This is a genomic window from Rathayibacter iranicus NCPPB 2253 = VKM Ac-1602 (assembly GCF_003149025.1).
In the GTDB taxonomy this organism is placed as follows: Bacteria; Actinomycetota; Actinomycetes; order Actinomycetales; family Microbacteriaceae; genus Rathayibacter; species Rathayibacter iranicus.
This window is the reverse complement of the sequence record NZ_QGDV01000004.1, coordinates 30321-52758: the sequence shown is the minus strand read 5'-3', so window position 1 is coordinate 52758 and position 22438 is coordinate 30321. Positions and strand designations below refer to the sequence as shown.

Below are 22438 nucleotides of genomic sequence, written 5' to 3'. Positions count from 1 at the left end.
CTATCTTCTCTCCTTCTCGCCTTTTCCGGCACGAGGAGCCGCACGACGGTTGTCGCGTCGGCGTCGCGGGTTCGGCTCCTCGAAGGCGAAGGCGAGGGCGAGGAGCTGCCGGGCGCCGACGTTCCAGCCGGGGATAGGGCGGGCGGCGACTCTGCGGGGGGAGCGGAGCGCCTGTTCGATCGCGACCGTCCATGCAGCACGGTCGCCGGGGGCTGTGAACACTGCATCGTCCTCGCGGCCCGCCAACGCGTCCCGCAGGCCCGGGATATCGGCGGCGAGCACGGGCGTCCCGCAGGCGACAGCCTCCAGCGCAGGCAGACCGAACCCCTCGTGCCAGGACGGCATTGCCACGGCATCCGCGCCCGTAAGGAGGGCGGGCAGGTCGTCATCCGGCACATAGGCGGAGGCGAACCGCACGTCGGCTCCCGCCTCGACCGCGCGGGTCACGGCCGCGTGCACGTCCTCGTTGTCCCAGCCGTCGGCGCCGACGAGGAGGAGCGTGTGCCCGCCGGGTCGGTCGGCGAGGCGGTAGGCGTCGACCAGGGTCACCAGGTTCTTTCGCCGCTCGATCGAGCCGACGAAGAGGAGGTAGGAGCCGAGCGAGTGTTCCGCGCGGACGCGGGCGACCTCCGCATCCCCGCGCGAGTAGAAGAGCTCGGTGTCTATGGTGGTCGGCAGGACCCGTACCCGCGCGGGATCGACGCCGAGTGCGCTCTCAACTTCGGCCGCCGAGGACGGCGTGCCGGTGAGCACGAGGTCACTGCGTCCGATCCAGCGCGACACCGAGCGAGCGAGCAGTTGCCGGCGTTCCTGCGGTACCAAATCCGGTAGTACCGCGAAGCAGACGTCGTGCACGAAGGTGAGCGAGCGGGAGCGCGTGAGCGGCCAGCGGCGGAAGTTGGGGAAGAAGTAGGTTCCGCGGCCCAACAGCAGATCGATCCCAGGAGCGGGGAGCCGCGTGAGGGCGCTCCAGAGGAGCCGGGGGAGTGGGACTGGTCGCAGGCGCAACGTGCGGAATCCAAACCGCTCGAGCACGCGGGCCTCGCTCGCCGGGACGACGAGTTGTACATCGACACGCTCGGCGATCTCGTCGGCGTCGAGCGCGCGCAGCAGGCCGAGCAGGACGCGGCCAACTCCTGTCAGTCGCGGTGCCGCGAGGGCGGTGGCATCGACGAGGAGGCGACCGCGCCGCGCGGTCACGGCCGACTGAGCCGGACGGTCGAGTCGATGTCGACAACGCCGTCGTGAACGGAGGAGCGCTCGACCGTAAAGGTCGCGGCGACCGGGATCCGCATGGTCTCGCCCTGGGAGAAGGTGGCGGCGGAGGCGTGCACGGCGTAGTTGCCACCGCCGAGGTGCAGGTCGGGCAGAGTAAAAGTGACGGTCATCTCGCCGTCGACGGCTGTCAGCGGGGTGCTGATCCGCTCGGTGTTCGTGCCGAAGACGCGCTGGCCGAGCGGCGTGTCGATGCCCATGCCGATGTTCCAGTCGTCGACCGGACGACTAGTGCGCACAGTGACGTCGAACTCGAGCGACTCGCCGCTGCGGACGACCGTGCCGCCATGTTCGAGGGAGCCGCCGCGCAACTGGCAGCCGAGAATTTCGATGAGCTGAGGAGTTGGCTCGTCGATGGCCTCGGCGGCCGCGGCTTCGCGCTCTTGGCGTGCGGCACGGCGGTCCTCGAAGCTCTCGCGGAGGACCTGCAAGCCCTCAGACGTCTCACCGTCGAAGACGACGGCGCCCTTCTCGAGGACGATCGTGCGATCGCAAAGTTCGCCGACCTGCTCCAGCGAGTGGGTGACGAGGACGATGGTCTTCCCTGCACGCTGGAAGGCCCGGATGCGGTCCATGCACTTGCGCTGAAACGGCTCGTCGCCGACGGCCAGAACCTCATCGACCAGGAGGAGATCGGGGTCGGTGTGAATCGCGATGGCGAACGCAAGACGGACGTACATTCCCGACGAGTAGAACTTGACCTGCGTGTCGATGAATTCGGCGATCTCGGAGAAGTCGACGATGGAGTCGAACTTGTCGTCGAGTTCACTCCTGGACAGGCCGAGGATTGCGCCGTTGAGATAGACGTTCTCGCGGCCGGTGAGGTCCGGGTGGAAGCCGGCGCCCAGTTCGAGGAGGGCGGCGAGCCGCCCACGGCGCTCCACCGTGCCGGTGGTGGGCTGCACGATCCCGCCGATGAGCTTGAGTAGCGTGCTCTTGCCCGAGCCATTCGCTCCGATGAGGCCGACTGTCGACCCCAGGGGGATCTCGAGGTCGACGTCGCGGAGGGCCCAGAATTCGTCACGGTGCTTGCGCCCGCGGCCGAAGTTGACGATCCGCTCCTTGAACGACTTGTCTTTGCGGATCACGAAGCGCTTGGAGGCATTGCGCACGCGAACCACGGTGGGGGCGCCGCCGGAAACGGGTGCGGCCTCGGATTTGCTGGTGAGGGTCACGATCAGATCTCCTGGGCGAAGTTGCCCTCGAGGCGTCGGAAGATCCGGTGGCCGATCCACACGAACACCACCCCGACGGCAAGGACGATGAGCAGGCGGAGTTCCATGTCCGGGGGCCAGACCTGAGGCGGGATTGGCGTGCCCTCGATCACGCTGGTGCGCGAGCCGTCACCCCAGATGGCCCGCTGGAAGGCGAGGATCGCGTTCGAGATCGGATTGATCAGATAGAGCTGCTCGGCCCAGCCGTGGCCGGCGCCGGTCGATGCGGTGACGACGAAGTTCCAGGCGTAGACGATGGGCGAGAGCCAGAAGAAGATCTGCAGCCCGACCTCAACGAGGAACTGAACATCGCGAAGGTAGACGTTGAGCGCTGACAGGGCCAGCGCTAGGGCAAGGCCATAGACCAGCACGATTGCGAGTGCCGGAACCATGTACAGCAGGTTCCGATTGAAGACCAGCGATCCGGTGATCAGTGCGCCCGCGATCAGGACCACGAACTGGACACCGAAGTTGAACAGAGCCGAGCCGATTGCGGCGACCGGGAAGATCTCGCGCGGCAAGTAGACCTTCTTAATCAGCCCGCCATTGCCGAGGATCGAGGTGGTGCCGGCCGTGACGATTTCGCTAAAGAGGCCCCACAGCGTGAGGCCGGAGAAGACGAAGATCGCGAAGTTCGGGACGCCGCGCGAGGCTCCGAGGATCTGCCCGATTGCTACGTAATAAATGAGGAGCATGATCAGGGGCCGGACGAGGCTCCAGATGAAGCCAAGGCTGCTGTCTTTATAGCGGGACTTGAGCTCCCGGCCGACCAGTAGCTTGAGCAACTCGCGGTGACGCAGGATCTCGGCGAGAGAGGCGAGAAATCCGCCAGAGCCGCCACCGACGGCCGACGTGGTACCGGCGATCTGGAAAGGCTCGTCGACGATCGCGCGCGCGCGATCCACAGCACTGCTGGGCATGGAACTCCAAGCTCTCGGCCTCCGCCGGGCGACGGACCGCATCATTATACGTGCGGGCTCACTGGGCAACCCGGCTGGCGTGCCGGGTCTCGCCCTTTCGCGGGTAGTCTTGCTCCCGCTCGCCGACTGAACGACATAAACGAGGTGTTCGCCATGCCCACGCAGCCAACCGATGTTCCGCTGGACCCAGAGCCGCACCGCGAAGGGGATCCGGCTCCCGTCCTCGGCGGTTCCGGAGAGGACGCTCCACTCGCGCCCGACCCGAGCCTGGAGGCCGCTGTTGACGGCTCCCCAAATGCTCCGGTTGTCTCGCGCAGCGACGTCGCGTCCGTGCGGGTTACCCCCCAGCGTGCGGCTGCTGCCGCCGTCCCGCCTCCCGCTGAGCAGGAGTCCGAGGGCGCCGAACTCGCACGACTGCGCACACAGGTCGACGCCCTCCTCAATGATCCTCTCGACGAATGGGTCAAGCGAATCCAGGTGGGTGGGGTGACCGCCTCCGGCTTCGAGCGCACGCTGTCCTGGCGGGTGACTAAGCCCCTGCGACTCGTCCGCACCTTCCAGATCCGCGTTGAGCAGCTCGGTCTGCCGGGCGCCGTCGGCCATAGCGCACGGTTCGTCAAGCGCCGCCTGTCCGGTCGGGCGCGATGAGCGAGCGGCCCAGGGTCACGACCGAGAGCGCTGATGCCGCGCGCGTCGTGCGCACCGAAGCGATGCTGCAGCGACTCGAGCAAATCGGCACCCTGCTCTTTACCGAGGAACGTCGGGCGGCGCTGCGCGCGCGCGGAGCGGGGGTTTACCTCGACGAGGTGGCCCGCGAGATTCGCCTCCGCCAGGACGACGAGCTGACGTGGGTCGCGCTTGTCTCGTTTACCGCCGCATATCCGACGAGTGAACTCTTCGACTGGTTCCGCCGCGCTCTCGAGCTTGCGCCGGAGGCGGCGGCCCTGCGCATCTTCCTCGAGGCCGGTTCGCGCACCGCCACAGGTTTCGCAGATCTTGACGCCCGCGTCGAGGTGGTCACCGGAGCGGTCGTGGTCGACGTTGACTTCCCGGCGCGGCATTCGCACAACACCGGAGTGCAGCGCGTCGTCCGTCAGACGGTCTCGCGCTGGGACGCGGAGCAGGAGATCGTGCCGGTTGCCTGGGTGCACGGCTCGATGTCTTTCCGGCGGCTCAGTGCCATCGAGCACGAGCGCGTCGTTGACTGGTCCTCCTCGGCCCGGCGCGATTGGGAGCACGGTGATCCGGAACAGACCGAGTTCGTCGTCCCGTATCGCAGCATCGTCCTCATCCCCTCGGTGCCTGACTACAACCAGTGCGGACCCCTCGCGGCGCTTGCTGAATACTCCGGCAACGAGGTCGTGATTCTCGGCCACGACGCTATCCCGGTCGTCAGCGCCGACACCGTCCCGCCGGAGGAGACGGTGCGTTTCGTCAATTTCCTGGCCGTCGTCAAACATGCCAAGCGCGTTGCCACGGTGAGCGCGGCGGCCGCACTCGAGTTCGACGGTTTCGTTCGAGCCCTCCCCGCTCAGGGGCTGACCGGACCTGCCGTGGTACCCGTGCCGCTGCCTGTCGAATTGCCGGACGGGCTGCGCTCGGACGATCGCGGTTCGACCGGCGTGCCGCTCGTGCTCTGCGTTGGTAGTCAGGAGCCGCGCAAGAATCATCTCGCTGTGCTGCACGCCGCCGAGGTCCTCTGGCGGGAGGGTCTCCGGTTCCGCGTCCGCTTCATCGGTGGGGCGAATCCGTGGGCGCATCAGGTTTTCGATCCGCGCGTGCGCGAGCTGGTCGCGGCAGGGCGACCGGTCGAGGTCCTCCGCGGCGCCGACGACGATGTCCTGGTCGCCAGCTACCGCGAGGCGCTGTTCCTGGCGTTCCCGTCGCTGCACGAGGGCTATGGCCTTCCGGTCGCCGAGGCACTCTCGATCGGACTTCCTGTGCTCACCTCCCGCTATGGAAGCACCGCGCAGATCGCCGAGCACGGCGGCTGCGTCCTGATCGACCCCGAATCAGACGAAGAGATCACCGACGGGATGCGCCGCTTGCTGACGTCTCCTGAGCTGATCGACTCGCTCAGGCACGAAGCGGCCGAGCGGCCGGAGCGCACCTGGGACGACTACGCTCGCGAGCTCTGGAACGCCCTCATCGGACGGTCGACGCTCAGTAAGCAGGAGGAGGAGCCCCGTGCGCTCTAAGCAGTATCTGGTCGATCGTCTTGCCACACTGGTGCGCACGCTCGCGCCATCGGTCGAGCCGCTCGAGAGCGTCGACGCGTTGACGGGGCAGCTCAGCGTGCTGCTGCCTGCCCCCTCCGACCGCGAGGTCTGGCTGGTGCTGGCCGTGCTCCGCGGGACCCTGCCTCGCCGCGAGGACGTCGTCGACGGGCGCCGACGGGCTCGGCTGGACGGCACTGCGGCGCTGCTCGCGCACGCCGCGTCGAGCATCGCCTCCACCCGCGTGTTCGCGCGGTTCCACCACCCTGAGGTCGAGGTGATCGTCGGCGCCGTCGTGGTCGACGTCCACCACACCGCGCGCACCGGCCTCGCGACGGGAATTCAGCGGGTAGTACGCCAGAGCATCGTCCGGTGGACTCGCGACCACGAGATCGTCCTGGTCGGATGGGATTCCACGCATGAGTCGCTCGTGATGCTGACTCCGGAGCAACGCAGCAACGCCGTTTCCGGCAGTGTCCCCGATGCGGTCGAGGATCGGTCTCGCGTGATCGTGCCCTGGCAGGGCACCTACATCCTGCCCGAGCTTGCCGTCGAGGACGAGCGAACATCGCGAGTCTCTGCTCTGGCCGAATTCAGTGGCAATCGCACCGGCACCATCGGGTTCGACTGCGTTCCAGTCACCACCGCCGAGACTGCGAGCACCGGCATCAGCGCCGCCTTCTCGCGCACGCTCGTGGCTGTCTCGCACATGGACCGTATCGCGACCATTTCGGAGGCGGCCGCCACGGAGTATTCCGGCTGGAGGCACATGCTGGGCAGTGTCGGAATGCAGGGCCCCGACATCCTCCCGATCCTGCTTCCCTCGCAGCCGGAGATCGTCTCGGAGCAGGAGCTGGCCATGGCAGCGCGCTCGCTCGTGACCGGAACCCTGCCGCTGGTCGTCTGCGTCGGCAGCCATGAGCCGCGCAAGAACCACCTCGCCGTGCTGCAGGCGGCCGAGATCCTGTGGCGCCGGGGATTGAAGTTCAGCCTTGTCTTCATCGGAGGCAACGCGTGGAGCAGCGCGGAGTTCGAGTATCGGCTCGAGGTGCTCGAGGGCTTCGGTCGACCGGTCCGCTCCCTGTCCAAGATCACGGACGCGCTGCTCTGGAGCGCATACCGCCTTGCCCGGTGCACAGTGTTCCCCTCGATCAATGAGGGCTACGGGCTACCGATCGTCGAGTCGATCTCGGTCGGGACGCCGGTCGTCACCTCGGGCTTCGGCAGTATGCGCGAGGTCGCCTCGGGTGGCGGCGCGCTGTTCGTCGACCCGCACGACGACCACGACATCGCCTCCGCTCTGGAGCGCCTCCTTACCGATGACGCGCTGCACGCGCGGCTGTCGGCGGAGGCGCTCGCGATCGATGGCGGCACCTGGGACGAGTACGCCGAGCGGGTCTGGTCGTATCTCGTTGACGGTGAGGGTGTTGCTGAGGACCGCGCCGCAACCGCGGTCTCGAGGACCGCCTGACTGACGTCAACCGCGTGCAGGTCGCCCCTGCTCCGAGTCAGGGAGCGGGGGCCACCTGCGCGCGGATCAGTCTGCGCGGCGGGCCAGGTCGAGGTCGTGCTCGACCATGCGGGCGACGATCTGCTCGAAGCCGACCGTCGGCGTCCAGCCGAGGACTTCCCGGGCCCGAGAGGCATCCCCCCGCATCTCGGGGGCATCGACCGGTCGGGCAAACCGCGGGTCGATGGTGACGCGCCGCTCCCAGTCGTCGATCCCGGCGGCTGTGAAGGCTGCGCGCACGAAGTCGCGGACCGAGTGCGCGATACCGGTCGCCACGACGTAGTCGTCGGGCTGGTCGGCGCGTGAGGCACGTAGGAGGGCGTCGACGTAGTCGGGCGCCCAGCCCCAGTCGCGGCGCGCGTCGAGGTTGCCGAGGGAGAGTTCCGATTCGGTGCCCGTCGCGATGGCGGCGACCCCTGCCGTGATCTTCCGAGTCACGAAGCTCAGCGGCCGACGCGGGGACTCGTGGTTGTAGAGGATGCCGGAGGAGGCGTGCAACCCACGCCCGCGATAAACGGCGACGAGGTGGTGCGCAAATGCCTTTGCTGCGCCGTACGGCGAGACGGGACGGATCGGAGTCTGCTCAGACTGCGGGATTTCGGCCGCCGCTCCGAAGATTTCGGAGGAGGAGGCCTGGACAAATCGCACCTCGCGTCCGGCTGACTCCTGGAGCGAGAGGGACGCCTCCAGGAGCGCGGCGACCGCGGTACCGGTGATCTCGGCGGCCAGCACGGGCTCCTGCCAGGAGAGCGCGACCGAGGAGAGGCCGGCGAGGTGAAAGACCGCGTCTGGCTCCGCCTCAGCGACGATGCGGCCGAGGCGGGCGGGATCGCGCAGGTCGCCCTCGAAAGGGCGCACAGCGGCGGGCAGGGCTGAGTCGTCGGTCTTGCGCACGAGCGCGGAGACCTCCCAGCCGTCGGCAAGCAGGCGTTCGACGAGGTAGCCCCCGTCCTGCCCGCTCGCCCCGGTGACGAACGCTGACGGCATGGCGGCTACTTGATCAGCGCGGACTGCTCGGCGAGGTCGTTCTCGACCATCATCGCCACCAGCTCGGGGAAGGAGACCTTCGGCTCCCAGCCGAGGACTTCACGAGCCTTGGCCGCGTCACCGATGAGGAGGTCGACCTCGGCAGGACGCATGAACGCGGGGTTTTGCGTGACGTACGGGGTCCAGTCGTCGATGCCGACGGAGCGGAAAGCGATGTCGAGGTACTCGCGGATCTCGTGGGTCTCCCCGGTCGAGACCACGTAGTCGTCGCCCTCGGGCTGTTGCAGCATCCGCCACATCGCATCGACGTAGTCGCCGGCGAAGCCCCAGTCGCGCTTCGCGTCGAGGTTGCCGAGTTCGAGAGTCTCCTGGAGGCCGAGCTTGATGCGCGCGACCGCCAAGCTGATCTTGCGGGTGACGAACTCGGGGCCGCGGCGGGGCGACTCGTGATTGAAGAGGATGCCGGAGGACGCGTGCATCCCGTACGACTCGCGGTAGTTGATGGTCATGTAATGGCCGAAGACCTTCGCGACGCCATAGGGGGAGCGCGGCCAGAGCAGCGTCTCCTCGCTCTGCGGGACCTGCTGCACCTTGCCGAACATCTCGGACGAGGAGGCCTGATAGAACTTCACGCGCGACATGTTGTCGCCGGCGTACAGGCGGGTCGCCTCGAGGATGTTCAGGACGCCCTTGCCGGTCACGTCGGTCGTCAGTGACGCGTTCTCCCAGGAGTAGGCGACGAAGGAGATGGCGCCGAGGTTGTAGACCTCGTCCGGCTGGGCGGCGGCGAGGACGCGCACGAGACTCGACACGTCGGTCAAGTCGCCGGTGAGGAGCTTCACCTCGGGAACGGTGCGGCGCACCAGCTCGTACTTCGGGTTGTTCTGCCCGCGGACCAGGCCGAAGACCTCGTAGCCCTTCGAGAGCAGCAGCTCGGCGAGGTAGAGGCCGTCCTGGCCGGTGATTCCTGTAATCAGAGCGCGGGGCACGTGGTGGTCCAATTCGTCGGGGTCGATGACAGCGGGCTTTATCCTACCCGCGGGCGTCAGTGGGCATCGGGAGCGGCGTGGCAGCGCCGGTATTCTGGGCCGGCCCAGACCTGATTGGACGCCATGCCGCACCCGCTCTCCGTCGCGCTCGCCGTGCTCACCGTCGACCCCGGCGGCATGGGCGGCGGCGAGACCTACGCCCGGGCGCTGACGCGCCTCCTGGTGCCGCGAGCAGATGAGGAGGGGCTCGCGGTCCAGGTGCTCGTACCTGAGAACGCGCGCGGCTTTAGCGAGGGGGTGCCCGAGCTCGTGGCGGAGGGGGTCGTGAGCGGGTCCGGGCACCGTCGCCGGGCGATGGGGATGCTCCAGGCGCTGCTGCGCATCCCGCGCCTGCGTCGGCGCCTGGGCCCCGATGCCGTCCTGTACTTTCCCTTCACCGTTCCGCTGCCGTGGCCGTCGCGTCGCCAGGGTCACGTGCAGATGGTGTTTGACTTGCAGCACCGGGATCTCCCGCAGCTCTTCCCCCGTGTCGAACGCTTCTTCCGCCGGATCGCCTACGAGGCGACCGCGCGGCGGGCCGATGCCATCATCACGATCAGTGCTTTTACGAAAGGGCGGATTGTCGAACTGCTCCACATCCCCGAGGAACGGATTTACGTGTCGCACCTCGGCGTAGACACCGAGCGCTTCACCCCGAACTTCGGCCCGCGCGAGGACTTCGTGTTCTATCCGGCGCGGGCCTGGCCGCACAAAAACCACGCTCGCCTCTTCGAGGCGGTGCGGTTGCTGCGGGCGGAGGGGCACGCCCTGCGTCTGGTGCTCACCGGGGGCGATCTGGACCGGCTCGGCCCGCTGCCGGACTTCGTCGACTGGCGCGGTCACGTCACTCCTGACGAACTTGCCGACCTCTACCGTCGCGCCGCGGTGCTGGCGTTCCCGAGCCTGTACGAGGGGTTCGGCTTCCCGCCGATCGAGGCGATGGCGTCCGGCTGCCCGGTCGCTGCGGCTGACTCGGGCGCGCTGCCCGAGATTTGCGGCGAGGCCGCGGTCTACGTGGACCCGCTGGAGCCGCGTTCGATCGCCGACGGAATCATCGAGGCGATCGCCAGGACCGCCGACCTCGGCCCCCGGGGTGTCGAGCGGGCACGGCGCTTCAGCTGGGAACGCTGCCGGGAGGAGCACCTCGCGGTATTTCGCGCGGTGGGGGAGCAGCGCCGCCGCTGACCGCAGGTCGCTGTCGGTCGGGTTCAGTCGCGCGGGTGTACCAGGCGGCGCCAACTCAGCCCCTGCGCCGCCCGCATCGCGCAGAGCACGACGAGGAGCCAGCCCGCGTCGAGCAGGATCGAACTCTCGGCCAAGCCGGTAACGATGAGCACTGTCAACACCAGCACCGGCCAGACATGCACGACCGCGCGGCGCTGGGAGGCGATCAGCCAGGAGCGCCACAGCGCGAGGCCCACCAGCACGACGAAGAGCACCACTCCGACCGCGCCCACCTGTAGCGCTACATCCAACAGCGCGTTCAGGCTCGACGAGTGCGGTCGGCCAGAGAGGTAGTCGATTGCGGCGAAGGGGGAGAGGTCGGTGCGCCAATAGCCGACCCACCCCCAGCCGATGACCGGCGCGAGGTCGGTGAAGCGCCAGACCTGCTGCCAGAGCCGCAGCCGGAACTCGAACTCGCTGCCCGCGTTGAGCAGTTCGATCACGCGGTAGCGCAGGAGCCAGGCGGTCAGGGCCGCGGCGACAGCGACGCCGAGGACGAGGTACTGCCTCCGTCGGCGTTGCGTGCCGTCGCCGTGGCGCACCCAGCGCAGGGCGAGGGCGACCACGGCGGCCACCGCGAGGACGCCGGCGCTCACGGCGGAGCGGGTGAACAGCAGGGTCACCACCGCCAGCACGATCGAGGCGATCGCCGGGCCGCGGGCGACGGAGCGCGTCATCAGTTCGACCGAGAACGTCACGATCGCCAGAAGACACACGAGTCCCAGCTGGTTGCGGGTGCCGACCAGCCCCTGGATCGGTCCGCCGAACGCCAGCAAACCCTCGACGCCGAGAAAGCGCAGGGGCCGGTCAATCAGGACCCCGGCCAGTACCTCTATCGCGAGCGAGGCGATCAGCACGAACCGCAGAACGTCGCCGACCGAGCGGATGATTTGGATGACGTCCCGCGTGAGCCCGATCACGATCGCCAGGAAGGCGAGGGCGAACTGGTAGGCGACACTCGAGACCGTCGCCCACTGATATCCGCTCCAGAGCACGCTCAGGCCGGTCCAGCCGAGGAACATCAGGATGCTCGTCGGTAGTAGGCCTTCCCAGTCGAGTAAGCCGCGACGCAGGATCAGCATGACTGCGGCGAGGACGCTCAGGCTCGCTATCGCCGCGACGTAGCCGGGCCAGCCGATCATCCCCCGCACGGAAGGAGCGCAGAGGACCGTGACGAGGGTGGTCTGCGCGAGAGCCGCGGCGAACTGCGGCGAGGCCGCCGCGTCGGCGACGGAGGAGGGGAGCGAGGGGCGGCGAGGCCTCATCGCTCCGGGTGGGCACCCGCGAGAGGGAGCGGTGTCGAGGAGAGGACATCGGCCGCCTCGGTCGCTGGCTGCTTGGTCTGCACGGCGAGCAGCACCAGGAGCAGCCAGCCGCCCTCGATCAGGATCCGGCTCTCGACGAGGGAGTGCGCGAGGAGTGCGACGACGAGCAGGAGCGGCGCGAGGGAGACGGCGGAATAGGGGAGGACCGTCGCCGCCGTGAGCCTCGGGCGGTCGACGGCTCGAAACCACGAACGCCAGAGGGTCGAGACGGCGACAGCGGCAAAGAGGACGAGGCCGACCGCGCCGAGCTGGAGCGCGACGTCGAGCCAGGCGTCGTGCGCCTGGAGGTAGAGGACGCCCTTCCGCTCGGCCAGTGTGTCGAACGGGGCGACCCACGGCGCCCAGTAGCTGACCCAGCCCCAGCCGAGCACGGGACGCTGCGCTGCCAGTTCGGCGACGGAGCGCCAGATGTCGAGCCGGCCAGTTGCGTCCTCGCTCTTGCCGAGGAGGGCGAGCAAGGATGACCAGCCCGCGATGCCTCCCGCGACCACGACGACGGCGAGTCCGGCCGCGGTGAGGTAAACGGGCCGTCGTGCGGACTCGCCGCGGCGGCGGGCCCAGAGCGCGAAGGCGGCGGCGAGTACGACGGCGACCGCGCAGACCAGCACGGTGGCAGAGCGCGTGAGGGCGAGCGCGGCGGCAAAGAGAACGATCCACATCACCCCCCAGCGGCGGCGGATCGAGTGCGCTGCCAGCTCGACTGCCACGACGACCAGCCCCAGCAGCGCGAGGAAGCCGAGCAGGTTGCGATTGCCGACGATGCCCTGGATCGGCTCGCCCGTGAACAGGGCGGCCTGCGACCAGTAAAAGGCGGCGGGGACGCGCCCGTCGGCGGGAACCTCGATCCCGACGGGAAGGATCGGCTGACGGACGACGACCGCGACCACTAGCTCGAAGAGGAGAGAGAGCCCGACCGAGATTCGCAGGGCCCGGCCCAGTGCGGTCACCAGCTCGCCGGTGCTCAGCGTCAGGGCGAGCACGACGCCACCGAACGTCGTGGCCACTTGCGCGGTCACTCCGATGGCGCTCGCCCCGGGATAGGCCGACCACAGCAGCGAGAGCACCGCGAGTGCGAGGAAGGCGACCAGTGACTTCGGAGCACGCGCCCAGCGCAGGCGCGGACGGGCGCGCACGAGGACGGCGATCGAGGCGATGACGAGGACGGCGATGACCGCGCCCCAGCCCCACCAGCCGACACTGTTGCGGAGAGACTGACCGGCCAGCATCACCGCGAGAACCGCCACCGCCAGCACTTGGGCAGCGGCGGGGGCGGCGGGTCGGATCATGGCGACCAGTCTAGGGAGCGGGCGCGGTGCGGCGGCGGACGCCGATGCGCTCGGTGCATAGGGGCTGACGGCGTGTTCTCGTTCGCTGGCTAAGCGTCTACGGCCGCTTCACTGTGGCTTGTTGCGATGTATCGGGCTGCGAGGGTGGCGAAAGCAGCGGCTAGCTCCGGAGGGCCGACCACTTCCATCGGGACGTCGAATCGCCCCAAAGACGCAGCGAGCGAGCCCCACGACCAGGACCCCGATTCGAGCGTGCACCTGCGCTCGTCAAGGGCTTTCACCGTTCCATCACCGGAGAAGGGGAGAACGTTGCTGGCAGGGAGATCCAGAATTACGGTGCCACGGCATGGCCATTCGTTGATGTCTGCTCCTTTAAAGTGCGCAGAGACGAATTCGTTGACGTCCCCGCCGGGAATGCTTTTCGGGATGAAGTGGGGACCGTTGGGGACCCGCATGCGGATTCGGTCGACCCTGTAGAGCCGCCAGTCGTCTCGGTCCAGGTCCCATCCAACGAGGTACCACCGTCCGTGAGAAGTGACCAGGTGGTGCGGCTCGACGCGGCGCGAGAGACGACGGTCGTCTGCCTCGGTGTCGTCGGCAGCGCGCGGAAGGTACTCGATACGCAGGATCTCGCGATCGCGAATCGCGTTCGCCACCGTCATTAAGACCTCGAAAGAGAGGGGTGCCAGGGGCGCGTCACCCGCGCGGCCTATGGCGGTGACCTGGAGGGCGTCGAGGCGGTGCCGCAGCCTCGAGGGCATGACCTGTCGAATCGTGCCAAGGGCACGAATCGCGGCCTCCTCGACACCGACGCCCATGCTAGGGGCGGCCTGCAGTGCAACGGCGATGGCAACGGCTTGGTCATCATCGAACAGGAGCGGCGGTAATTCGCTGCCTGCGTCGAGCCGGTAGCCGCCATTCGTGCCCATGGTGGCGTGGATGGTGTACCCCAACTCCCGCAGGCGGTCGATGTCCCGGCGGACCGTCCGACCGCTGATCTTCAGCCTCGCCGCGAGGAGCGACCCCGGCCAGTCCCGCCCGGTGTGCAGTAGTGACAACAGGCTCAGTAGACGCGATGTCGTGGTCATTTTTCGACCCTATGTGTGATCTAGGCCAAAAGCTGACCTAGATGCCTGTGAAGGTTGTGGTATCGAGCCGCTCGGGCCGATTTATGAAGGAGATGCGATGACCATCCAGACGACCACCCACCTCAACTTCCGCGGCGACGCCCGCCAGGCGCTGGAGTTCTACCAGTCCGTGTTCGGCGGCCACACCGTCATCAACACCTACGCGAACGTCGGAATGCCGTCCGAGGTGCCGGGTTCCGACAAGGTTGTGTTCGGCCTCGTCGTCGCCGAGAACGGTTTCCGCGTCATGGGTTACGACGTCCCTGGCCAGACCGGGGGGCCGATCGCCGGCGGCGGTTCGACCCGTCGCGAGAACGGCACCACCGTCACCGACCAGGCACTGTTCGTCTCGATCGGCTCAGACACCCTCGAGGAACTCCAGGGCTACTGGGACTCCCTCGCGGTGGGGGCCGTCATTGTCGAGCCGCTGGCCGCGTCGGCATGGAGCGCCGGCTTCGGCATGCTCACCGACCGGTTCGGTGTCACCTGGAGCATCAGTGTGAGTGCCTGATCCTCATCCCCTGAGAATCATCGGTCGCGGCACCGGTAGAACCTGCTCGTGCCGCGACATCTCTCCTGTCCTCCCCTCCCCATTTAGTATCAGTCCGTAAGCCTGGCGAGGAACCTTGCCTACTTGCGAGCGATCGTGGCGAGGTGGTCGCGAATCTTTTGCAGCGTCGTGTCGACATTCTTGAGTCGGGCCTTTGTCGAAGTCGAGGAGACGCCGTAAGTAGCGGGGGTGACGGTTTCATGAGGTGGTCTGTGTCCTTCGGGAGCGCGATCGGCGGGTCGAATTCGACCTTCACATCTCGTGCACGGGTAGGCCCGAGGTTGGTGACCGCGAACTCGATCGAACTATCGTTATGCGGCGCAGGCCGGAATTCGGCTGCGAGCATCGGCTGCGAGCGAGCTTTGCTGTCTTGTGCCGTCGAAACCAGGGCAGCGATAGCGACAATCGCTGCGACCACGCCCGCGATGGAGCCGATTGCCGAATCGTAGACGATCGTCCATTCCCCAAGGTCGACGACGTTCTGTGGGAGCACAGGGGTGAAGGTAACGGACACCCCGCACGTTCACACGAACGCGGCGGTGCCGGTGATCGAGCGGCCGACGATCAGAGTGTTCATCTCGCGCGTTCCCTCGTACGAGTAAAGGGCCTCCGCATCGGCGAAGAAGCGGGCCACCCCGTAGTCGAGCACGATGCCGTTGCCGCCCATGACCTCGCGGCACCACGCCACGGTCTCGCGCATCCGGGCCGTCGTGTATGCCTTGGCCAGTGCCGAGTGCTCGTCGCGCTGTTCACCGGCATCGAGCATTTCGGAGACGCGGGTGGCTAGGGCGATGCTCGCAGTGATATTGCCGATGCTCTTCACGAGGAGGTCCTGCACCAGTTGGTGGCCGACAAGCGGTTTGCCGAATTGCACGCGCTCCTTTGCATAGCGCAGCGCAGCGTCATAGGCGCCAATCGCGACTCCGATCGCCTGCCAGGCGACCTCGGCGCGGGTGAGACGAAGGACCTTTGCCGTATCGCGGAAGGAGTCGGCGGACTGGAGGCGCAGTGACTCCGGCACGCGCACGCCCTCCAGCACGATGTCGGCGTTTTGCACGGTGCGCAGGCTCTGCTTGCGGGCGATAGCCGTGGCTCGGTAGCCAGGCGTCGACGTCGGTACGAGAAAGCCCTTCACCTGGCCGTCAGCGACATCTTTCGCCCAGATCACGGTGACATCGCTGAAGGTCGCGTTGCCGATCCAGCGCTTCTCGCCGTCGAGTACCCACGAGTCGCCATCGCGCCGTGCGGTCGTGCGTAATCCTTGCGAGGAATCGGAGCCGGAGTGCGGCTCGGTCAATCCGAATGCACCGATCACCTCGCCTGAGGCCAGCTTCGGCAGCCACTCCGCCCGCTGCTTGGCGGAACCGGCGACGCCGACGGTGCCCATCACCAGGCCGTTCTGCACGCCGACATAGGTCGCGATGCCCGCATCGACGCGGCCCAGCTCCAGGGCCACCCAGCCGCGGAACACCGCCGAGTTCTCGATCGACCGGGTCTCAGGCCAGGAGAGGCCGATGACCCCGGTCGCGTGGAGGCCGGGAATCAGCTGCCGCGGGAACTCGGCGCGCTCCCAGTAGTCGTCGGCGATCGGCCGGACCTCTTTCTCGAGGAAGGCGCGCACGCCGACGAGCAGTTTTTTCTCGGCGGGGGAGAGGCTTGCCTCGAACCCATAGAAGTCGGCCGCCAGGGTCTCGAAGGTCGTGCTGTCCATGCTCCATGCTCCCTCGCTTATCGGATGCGGCACCGCTGCCGCCGTGGGCAGGGACGGTGTCGCTCGGCTCAGCGTACGAACGACCGGCGCGAGCGTGACGTCCTCTGGCGGTGAGCACCAACGGGCAGTCCCTCCTCCGCGGTCGGCGTTGTGGATCCTGCTACCGTCGGGCGGGGCGGCCCCGGCGGATCCGGACGAGCGCCTCCGATCTGCTCCCGATACAGAAGGCGACAGTTCCCGTGTTTATCCCGATCGGCAATACTCCCCGCGACTACGCCTGGGGATCGCTCACCGGCCTCTCCGAGGCTCTCGGCACGACTCCCTCCGGATCGCCCGAGGCCGAACTCTGGCTCGGCGCGCACCCGGGATCGCCCGCGCGCATCCTCGATCCCGCCTCCGTCGGCGCAGGGACCCTCGCCGAATGGATCGCGCGCGAGCCCGACGCGGCGCTCGCTGGAGTGGCGGGATCGGTCGACCCGGTCTCGGGAGCGCCCCGCCTGCCGTTCCTGCTCAAGGTCCTCGCCGCCGGAGGCCCCCTCTCGCTTCAGGCGCATCCTTCCGCCGAGACTGCCCGCCGGCGCTTTGTCGACGAGGAGGAGGCCGGCATCGCGCGCGACGCGGCCGACCGCAACTACAAGGACCCTTTCCACAAGCCGGAGCTGATGTACGCGTTGAGCGAGAGCTTCGATGCGCTCTGCGGGTTTCGCGAGCCCGAAGCGGCTCGGACGCTGTTCTCCGAACTCGCCGCGCGCTCATCGGGGGAGGCGGCGGAGGCGATCACGCGCTTCGCGGCCACGCTCGACGGCGACCCCGCTGCCGTACTCCGCCGTGCGGTCTCCTGGCTTCTCGCCGACGGGGACCGCGCTGAGGTCTCCGCCCTGGTCGCGGCGGTTGTCGCGGCTTGCGCGGGGGACGACCGCCTCGAAACGATCACGGTGGGCGACCTCGCCGGGAGCTACCCGGGCGACCCGGGCATCGTCCTCTCGTTGCTCCTGAATCGCGTGCGTCTCGCGCGCGGCGAGGTCCTCTACCTACCGGCGGGAAATATCCACGCCTACCTTGCCGGCACCGGGGTCGAGCTGATGGCTGCGTCGGACAATGTGCTGCGCGGCGGGCTGACGCCCAAGCACATCGACGTCCCCGAGCTGGTGAGCGTGCTCGACTTTTCGCCGTTGCCGGTTCCGTACCTCTCGGCAGAGGAGGTGGCGCCCGGCGTTCGCGTGTATCGGCCAGACGTTCCCGACTTCGTGCTCGTCGTGGTGCAGCCGGAGTCCGATGCCGCCGCACGGGTGACGCTACGCGGACCGGCGATCGTCATCGCGACCGAGGGCTCGTTCTCCCTCGCCGGCGCGGAGGGCTCTGCGCGGGTCGAGCGCGGCGAGAGCATGTTCGTGACGCCGTCCGAGGGCGCTCTCTCGGTGACCGGGCGCGGGACGCTGTTCGTCGCCACCGTGTGACGTCACGTTCCTCATACGGGGCGCCTGATGACTCTCGGCCTCGTCGCTGGCGCGCCGAAGCAGGGTCGCGACTGGCCGCTCGGCCTATCGCTCTGCGCCGCTAGGGTGTCTTCCGGCGAGCGGACTCGTGCGCCGGGCACGAAGGAGGATGCGCATGGCATGGCTGGTCACCGGAGGAGCCGGATATATCGGCGCGCACGTGGTGCGCGCGTTCTCGGAGCAGGGGATCGAACCGGTCGTGCTCGACGACCTGTCCTCGGGGCACGCCACGTTCGTACCGGAGGGGGTCCCGTTCCATCAGGGGTCGATCCTCGATGAGGCACTGCTCGACCGAGTGTTCGCGGAGCACGACATCGAGGGTGTCGTGCACGTGTCCGGCTTCAAGTACGCCGGAGTCTCGGTCCAGCGACCGTTGCACACCTACGAGCAGAACGTCACCGGCACGATGCGTGTCCTCGAGGCGATGGTACGAGCCGGCGTCACGTCGATCGTCTTCTCGTCGAGCGCAGCCGTCTACGGCGCGGTCGACGTGGAACTCGTCACCGAGAGCACGCCGAAAAGCCCGGAATCGCCCTACGGCGAGTCGAAGCTGATCGGGGAGTGGCTGCTCGCGGATGCGGGACGTGCGTACGGAATACGGCACACCTCTCTCCGCTACTTCAACGTCGTCGGCTCAGGCTCCGCGGACGTCTCTGACACCAGCCCGCACAACCTGTTTCCGCTCGTGTTCGAGGCGCTGCTGGCCGGACGCCCCCCGCGGATCTACGGCAATGACTACCCGACACCCGACGGCACCTGCGTCCGCGACTACCTGCACGTTGCCGACCTCGCTCTGGCGCACGTGGCGGCTGCACGCCGACTGGCCGCGGGCGAGCAGATCGACTCCGCGTACAACCTGGGCAGCGGATCCGGGGTTTCCGTCGGCGAGATCATGCGCGCGATTGCCGAGAGCACGGGTATCGACTTCACGCCGGAGGTGGCGCCGCGTCGTCCCGGCGACCCGCCCCGCATCGTCGCCTCAGGCGAGAACGCCGCCCGCGATCTCGGGTGGGAGATGCGCCACACTCTGGGCCAAATGGTCGAGAGCGCATGGCGAGCCCGCAGAGCGGTTGCGCTCTGATCGGAACTGACGGTCACGACACGCCGGTGTGTCGCGAACCCTCCACGGAGGGTTGAGGGTTTAGAGTCCGCGACTTGACCTGGACGAATGACACCGCTGTAATTACCTAGGCAGCGGCTCCGGAAGGAGTGGCTCGCCGTCCATCGGTTCGCAAACGGGGTAGGAGACGGTATGACGCTTCCGGAACAACGCTCCGGAGTCCCCGAGGACTGGTTCGTCGATCCCGTACGCCTCGGCGTTCCCGGGGTCCGGCCGGGCATCGACACCGAGAGCGAGGCGCCCGGCGGGGTTCTCTCGTGGCAGGTCGACTCGCTATGTGCGCAAACCGACCCCGAGGCTTTCTTTCCCGAAAAGGGTGGATCGACTCGCGACGCGAAGAAGATCTGCACCTCCTGCGAGGTCCGCGCGCAGTGCCTCGAGTACGCACTCGAGAACGACGAGCGCTTCGGAATCTGGGGCGGCCTCTCCGAGCGCGAGCGCCGCAAGCTGCGCCGCCGGGCTTGAGCGCTGTCCTCCTGATGGTGCGCGCGGTGGGGTGACGTGGTCCGCGCCAGATCGACGGGGCGGCGAGCCGGAGGCGGGCGGCGACCGAGCATCGCTTAGGGTGGTCCGCGATGTATCCACGAGTCACTGCCGTCCTCGTTGCGCGTAATGGCGCGGCGTATCTGGAACGAACCCTCACGGCGCTCCGGGCCCAAACTCGGCAGCCCGATGCGACGGTCTTCGTTGACGGCGGCTCGAAGGACTCGACCGACGCGCTGCTCGCGTCCTGGGGCCCGACACAGCTGGTCCAGGTCAGCGAAAATCTTCCTTTCGGGCAGGCGGTCGCTCGCGCCGTGCGCGTGATGCAGCCGCCGGCCGGCGAAGACGAGTGGTTGTGGCTGCTTGCGCAGGACTCGGCCCCGGAGCCTGGCGCCCTCGCGGCGCTGCTCGGTGCGGTCGAAGTAGCGCCCTCGGTCGCCGTCGCGGGCCCGAAGATCATGGACTGGACCCGCTCGGGCTATATCCGCAGCTACGGCGAATCGGTCACCAACTACGGCACGACGGTGCACCTCGTCGAGGACGAACTCGACCAGGGCCAGCACGACTCCACCCCCGACGTACTCGCAGTCGCCGCAGGCGGGATGCTCGTGCGCCACTCTCTCTGGGAGGAACTGGGCGGCTTTGACCCCGGACTTCCTGTCGTCGATGACGCCCTCGACTTCTCGATCCGCACGCGCCTCGCCGGGCACCGCGTCAGCCGCGTGCCCGACGCCCGAGTCACCACCGCCAGGATCGGCCTGCAGCGACCCGACGGTCGGCGGATCGACAGCGGGGAGCGCCGCCGCGCGCGGCAGCACCGCACTGCCCAGCTGCACCGACGTCTCGCGTATGCGCCCGTCGCCTTCGTCCTGCTGCACTGGCTTTCGCTCGTGCCGCTGGCGATCGGCCGCGCGGTCGTTCGGCTCCTGCGCAAGCAGCCCGGATTGGTCGGCGGCGAGCTGCTCGCGGCCATCGTCGTCGCATTCGGTGGGACGAAGGTGCTGCGGGCAAGGCGGATCCTGCGCTCCTCGAAGAACGTGGGCTGGAAGGCGATCGCACCGCTACGCATCCCGCTCGACGTGGTGCGCCAGCTTCGCTCCGTGCGCCACGACGCGGTGCGGGTGCAGGCCGGGCGCGACCGGCATCCCGTCACCTTCTTCTCGGGAGGCGGAGTCTGGGTCGTCCTCGTGGCCGCGATCGTCGGCCTCGTCCTCTACACACCGCTGATTGCCGCGCCCGCCCTCAGCGGCGGCGGGTTGCTGACCCTGTCGCCCACGGTCGGTGACCTCTGGCGCAACGCCGCCTACGGCTGGCGCGATCTCGGTTCCGGATTCATCGGAGCCGCGGATCCGTTCGCCGCCGTCCTCGCCATGCTCGGCTCGCTCACCTTCTGGTCGCCGAGCCTCTCGATGGTTCTGCTGTACCTGCTCGCTCTGCCCGTGGCCGCGATGGGTGCCTGGCTGATGATCGCGCGACTCACCCCGCGCGCCACCGCGCGGGCTGCGGGATCCCTGGTCTATCTGCTGGCTCCGGCGTTCTTCGCCGCCCAGGCCGACGGACGTCCGGGTCCGATGCTGGTACATCTGCTGCTGCCGTGGCTGTTCTTCGCCGGCTTCGGCGCCTACCGGTCGTGGTCAGCGTCGGCGAGCGCGTCGATCCTCGCCGCGGTGGTCGTTGCCTGCGCTCCGGTGCTCGCCGTCCCACTGCTCGTGATCTGGCTCGTCGTCGTGGTCACCGCGGGCCGCAGCGTCGGCCGCTTCCTCGGCCTGCCGGTTCCCTCCCTCCTGCTGCTCTTTCCGCTGGTGCTCGCTCGCGCGCCCCGGAGCGACTGGCTGGCGATCCTCGCCGACCCCGGTGTGCCGCTGCCGTCCGGGCGTGCTGACATGCTCACCCTGCTCGCGGGCGTCCCCGGCGGACTGCCGAGCGCCTGGTTGACGTTCCTGGGAGGCCTCGGCGTCAGCGCCTCCGCCGTGCCGCTCGTGACCGCCGTGCTGGTCCTACCGCTGATCGTCGCCGCGCTCGCCGCACTGCTGCTGCCGAACAATCTCTCGGCGCTCGGCGGAGTGGGCGTTGCGGCGGCGGGACTCCTTACCGCCGCGCTCGCCCAGAGTGTGCAGGTCGCGACGACCGGGTCGGTCGCCATCAGCGTCTGGAGCGGCTCGGGGCTGAGCCTCTACTGGCTCGGACTGGTCATCGGCTTCTCGCTGTCGATCGCTGCCGTCCCCTCGTTCCGGATCGTGCCGGCGCTCGTCATCACGGCGGCCGTCGCGGTCGTGGCCGGCCCGTTGGCCATCGCGTTCCCGACCGGCTCGGCATCCGTCGCCTCGACATCGGACCGCTCGCTGCCGGCCTACGTCGCTGCGGAGGCGCAGACCGACCCGCGCGTCGGCACGATCGTCCTCGTCCCCCAGGCCGATGGCGGGATCCTCGCGCGACTCGAGCGCGGAGCCGGGGCGACGCTCGATCAGCAGTCCACGCTCGTCGTGACCGGCGCTGAGCCTGCCGACGCGATCAACGAACTCGCGGGCAACCTGGTCTCGCGCACCGGTTTCGACGTCGATTCGGCGCTCAAACGCCTCGGAGTGCGCTTTGTCGTGCTGACCGAGCCCGCCGGTTCGCAGGTCGGCGATGTTGCGACGGCCGTCCGAGCCCGCGCTGCGGTCTCTCTCGATGGCAACGCCGCCTTCTCGGCGGTCGGCGACACGCGTTACGGCCTGCTCTGGAGCGCCGTCGACGCGGAGAGCACCACGACCGAGGCGACTCCAACGGATGTCGTCGGCCCGTTCGGCGTCGCTTACACGATCGCTCTCCTGCTCGTCTTCCTCGTTGCGGTCCTGCTGGCTGTGCCGACCGGGATGTCGCTCGAGCGCGCCCGCTCGGGAGCCGCAGTGGCGGGTATCGACGATGAGCCGGGCGAGGCCACCGGCCAGTTCGACGATGGGAACGACGATGTCTGAGCCTGCCGA

Annotated in this window: 19 protein-coding genes; 10 read left to right on the top strand and 9 right to left on the bottom strand. The window is 68.4% G+C overall.

The features are described from left to right. The 3 genes from B0H03_RS06135 to B0H03_RS06125 are packed head-to-tail and all read right to left on the bottom strand — an operon-like array spanning nucleotide 1 to nucleotide 3409. A complete protein-coding gene (locus B0H03_RS06135; RefSeq protein ID WP_104264933.1) occupies nucleotides 1-1200 on the bottom strand; it encodes a glycosyltransferase family 4 protein in 1200 nt (399 codons plus the stop codon). Beyond that, nucleotides 1197-2453, bottom strand: coding sequence for an ABC transporter ATP-binding protein (locus B0H03_RS06130; RefSeq protein WP_419956898.1), 1257 nt, complete (start codon nucleotides 2451-2453; stop codon nucleotides 1197-1199). Before B0H03_RS06130 ends, B0H03_RS06135 begins: the two co-directional genes overlap by 4 nt. Beyond that, entirely contained in the window at nucleotides 2453-3409 is a 957-nt protein-coding gene (locus tag B0H03_RS06125) for an ABC transporter permease (RefSeq protein WP_104264931.1), read from the bottom strand. Before B0H03_RS06125 ends, B0H03_RS06130 begins: the two co-directional genes overlap by 1 nt. Here B0H03_RS06125 and B0H03_RS17235 point away from each other — a divergent pair. From B0H03_RS17235 to B0H03_RS06110, 4 genes are read left to right on the top strand one after another with little or no spacing between them, the layout of a single operon-like run. Beyond that, nucleotides 3408-3539, top strand: coding sequence for a hypothetical protein (locus tag B0H03_RS17235; RefSeq protein WP_258062002.1), 132 nt, complete (start codon nucleotides 3408-3410; stop codon nucleotides 3537-3539). The two genes, B0H03_RS06125 and B0H03_RS17235, sit on opposite strands and share 2 nt — an antisense overlap. A gap of 23 nt (nucleotides 3540-3562) precedes the next feature. Continuing rightward, complete coding sequence (locus B0H03_RS06120; protein ID WP_104264930.1) at nucleotides 3563-4057, top strand: hypothetical protein; 495 nt, start codon at nucleotides 3563-3565, stop codon at nucleotides 4055-4057. Then, on the top strand, nucleotides 4054-5607 hold the full coding sequence (locus B0H03_RS06115; protein WP_104264929.1) for a glycosyltransferase: 1554 nt from the start codon (nucleotides 4054-4056) through the stop codon (nucleotides 5605-5607). Before B0H03_RS06120 ends, B0H03_RS06115 begins: the two co-directional genes overlap by 4 nt. Beyond that, complete coding sequence (locus B0H03_RS06110) at nucleotides 5597-7096, top strand: glycosyltransferase family 4 protein (protein ID WP_104264928.1); 1500 nt, start codon at nucleotides 5597-5599, stop codon at nucleotides 7094-7096. The genes B0H03_RS06115 and B0H03_RS06110 overlap by 11 nt, the downstream gene beginning before the upstream one ends. Nucleotides 7097-7162: 66 nt before the next feature. On the opposite strand, the gene B0H03_RS06105 is transcribed toward B0H03_RS06110, so the two are convergent. Continuing rightward, entirely contained in the window at nucleotides 7163-8122 is a 960-nt protein-coding gene (locus tag B0H03_RS06105; RefSeq protein ID WP_104264927.1) for a GDP-mannose 4,6-dehydratase, read from the bottom strand. A 5-nt stretch (nucleotides 8123-8127) separates the two neighbouring features. After that, nucleotides 8128-9111, bottom strand: coding sequence for a GDP-mannose 4,6-dehydratase (locus B0H03_RS06100; protein WP_104264926.1), 984 nt, complete (start codon nucleotides 9109-9111; stop codon nucleotides 8128-8130). Between the two features lie 123 nt (nucleotides 9112-9234). Between B0H03_RS06100 and B0H03_RS06095 the strand changes: the two genes are divergently transcribed. Further along, nucleotides 9235-10335, top strand: coding sequence for a glycosyltransferase family 4 protein (locus B0H03_RS06095; RefSeq protein ID WP_104264925.1), 1101 nt, complete (start codon nucleotides 9235-9237; stop codon nucleotides 10333-10335). Nucleotides 10336-10358: 23 nt separating this feature from the next. Here the strand turns inward: B0H03_RS06095 and B0H03_RS06090 are convergent, their stop codons facing one another. The 3 genes from B0H03_RS06090 to B0H03_RS06080 form a co-directional block, all read right to left on the bottom strand. Continuing rightward, the gene (locus B0H03_RS06090) at nucleotides 10359-11639 is read right to left on the bottom strand and encodes an O-antigen ligase family protein (protein WP_104264924.1); all 1281 of its coding nucleotides are present in this window, start codon (nucleotides 11637-11639) and stop codon (nucleotides 10359-10361) included. Continuing rightward, entirely contained in the window at nucleotides 11636-12985 is a 1350-nt protein-coding gene (locus tag B0H03_RS06085) for an O-antigen ligase family protein (RefSeq protein WP_104264923.1), read from the bottom strand. Before B0H03_RS06085 ends, B0H03_RS06090 begins: the two co-directional genes overlap by 4 nt. Before the next feature lie 89 nt (nucleotides 12986-13074). Then, nucleotides 13075-14073: a helix-turn-helix transcriptional regulator gene (locus B0H03_RS06080; RefSeq protein ID WP_104264922.1), complete on the bottom strand. Its 999-nt coding sequence runs from the start codon at nucleotides 14071-14073 to the stop codon at nucleotides 13075-13077. Between the two features lie 97 nt (nucleotides 14074-14170). Here B0H03_RS06080 and B0H03_RS06075 point away from each other — a divergent pair, with 97 nt between their 5' ends. Beyond that, nucleotides 14171-14623: a VOC family protein gene (locus tag B0H03_RS06075; protein ID WP_104264921.1), complete on the top strand. Its 453-nt coding sequence runs from the start codon at nucleotides 14171-14173 to the stop codon at nucleotides 14621-14623. A 562-nt stretch (nucleotides 14624-15185) separates the two neighbouring features. On the opposite strand, the gene B0H03_RS06070 is transcribed toward B0H03_RS06075, so the two are convergent. Next, nucleotides 15186-16373, bottom strand: coding sequence for an acyl-CoA dehydrogenase family protein (locus tag B0H03_RS06070; RefSeq protein WP_104264920.1), 1188 nt, complete (start codon nucleotides 16371-16373; stop codon nucleotides 15186-15188). 239 nt (nucleotides 16374-16612) lie between these two features. On the opposite strand from B0H03_RS06070, the gene manA reads away from it, so the two are divergent. From manA to B0H03_RS06050, 4 genes are all read left to right on the top strand, one after another. After that, the gene (manA, locus tag B0H03_RS06065) at nucleotides 16613-17830 is read left to right on the top strand and encodes a mannose-6-phosphate isomerase, class I (protein WP_104264919.1); all 1218 of its coding nucleotides are present in this window, start codon (nucleotides 16613-16615) and stop codon (nucleotides 17828-17830) included. Nucleotides 17831-17984: 154 nt separating this feature from the next. Next, entirely contained in the window at nucleotides 17985-18950 is a 966-nt protein-coding gene (gene galE, locus B0H03_RS06060) for a UDP-glucose 4-epimerase GalE (RefSeq protein ID WP_104264918.1), read from the top strand. 171 nt (nucleotides 18951-19121) lie between these two features. Beyond that, the gene (locus B0H03_RS06055) at nucleotides 19122-19454 is read left to right on the top strand and encodes a WhiB family transcriptional regulator (protein ID WP_104264917.1); all 333 of its coding nucleotides are present in this window, start codon (nucleotides 19122-19124) and stop codon (nucleotides 19452-19454) included. Between the two features lie 110 nt (nucleotides 19455-19564). Then, complete coding sequence (locus B0H03_RS06050; RefSeq protein WP_104264916.1) at nucleotides 19565-22429, top strand: glycosyltransferase family 2 protein; 2865 nt, start codon at nucleotides 19565-19567, stop codon at nucleotides 22427-22429. The last annotated feature ends 9 nt before the right edge of the window (nucleotides 22430-22438 follow it).

Bases quoted from the DNA above. Each gene is read 5' to 3' on its own strand.
- galE (WP_104264918.1), top strand. From the start codon at position 17,985: ATGGCATGGCTGGTCACCGGAGGAGCCGGATATATCGGCGCGCACGTG.
- B0H03_RS06085 (WP_104264923.1), bottom strand. From the start codon at position 12,985: ATGATCCGACCCGCCGCCCCCGCCGCTGCCCAAGTGCTGGCGGTGGCG.
- B0H03_RS06075 (WP_104264921.1), top strand. From the start codon at position 14,171: ATGACCATCCAGACGACCACCCACCTCAACTTCCGCGGCGACGCCCGC.
- B0H03_RS06050 (WP_104264916.1), top strand. From the start codon at position 19,565: ATGTATCCACGAGTCACTGCCGTCCTCGTTGCGCGTAATGGCGCGGCG.
- B0H03_RS06095 (WP_104264925.1), top strand. From the start codon at position 9,235: ATGCCGCACCCGCTCTCCGTCGCGCTCGCCGTGCTCACCGTCGACCCC.
- B0H03_RS06090 (WP_104264924.1), bottom strand. From the start codon at position 11,639: ATGAGGCCTCGCCGCCCCTCGCTCCCCTCCTCCGTCGCCGACGCGGCG.
- B0H03_RS06055 (WP_104264917.1), top strand. From the start codon at position 19,122: ATGACGCTTCCGGAACAACGCTCCGGAGTCCCCGAGGACTGGTTCGTC.
- B0H03_RS06120 (WP_104264930.1), top strand. From the start codon at position 3,563: ATGCCCACGCAGCCAACCGATGTTCCGCTGGACCCAGAGCCGCACCGC.
- B0H03_RS17235 (WP_258062002.1), top strand. From the start codon at position 3,408: ATGGAACTCCAAGCTCTCGGCCTCCGCCGGGCGACGGACCGCATCATT.
- B0H03_RS06105 (WP_104264927.1), bottom strand. From the start codon at position 8,122: ATGCCGTCAGCGTTCGTCACCGGGGCGAGCGGGCAGGACGGGGGCTAC.
- B0H03_RS06070 (WP_104264920.1), bottom strand. From the start codon at position 16,373: ATGGACAGCACGACCTTCGAGACCCTGGCGGCCGACTTCTATGGGTTC.
- B0H03_RS06080 (WP_104264922.1), bottom strand. From the start codon at position 14,073: ATGACCACGACATCGCGTCTACTGAGCCTGTTGTCACTACTGCACACC.
- B0H03_RS06115 (WP_104264929.1), top strand. From the start codon at position 4,054: ATGAGCGAGCGGCCCAGGGTCACGACCGAGAGCGCTGATGCCGCGCGC.
- B0H03_RS06125 (WP_104264931.1), bottom strand. From the start codon at position 3,409: ATGCCCAGCAGTGCTGTGGATCGCGCGCGCGCGATCGTCGACGAGCCT.